Annotated in this window: 1 pseudogene; it reads right to left on the bottom strand. The window is 45.4% G+C overall.

Annotated features, from left to right (window positions below):
• Nucleotides 1–149 precede the first annotated feature (149 nt).
• A pseudogene (locus tag J1784_RS00120) lies at nucleotides 150–271 on the bottom strand (IS3 family transposase); the annotation flags it as partial.

Below are 271 nucleotides of genomic sequence, written 5' to 3'. Positions count from 1 at the left end.
AGTTAGGAGTTAGGAGTTAGGAGTTAGGAGTTAGGAGTTAGGAGTTAGGAGTTAGGAGTTAGGAGTTAGGAGTTAGGAGTTAGGAGTTAGGAGTTAGGAGTTAGGAGTTAGGAGTTAGGAGTTAGGAAGTATGAATAGACCCGGGTTTCCTAGACTGTTCCGTGCCTCATGAACCAGGCACTTTCATAAACTGCAGGGGCTTGATCCTCACAGGCACTGTGGCGGCGTTTAGCATTATAAAACATCTCGACATAATCGAAGATATCCGCCT

It is taken from the genome of Rahnella ecdela, assembly GCF_019049625.1.
Taxonomy (GTDB): domain Bacteria; phylum Pseudomonadota; class Gammaproteobacteria; order Enterobacterales; family Enterobacteriaceae; genus Rahnella; species Rahnella ecdela.
Note: the sequence above shows the minus strand (reverse complement) of the source record. Positions and strands in the feature narration are given on the sequence as shown.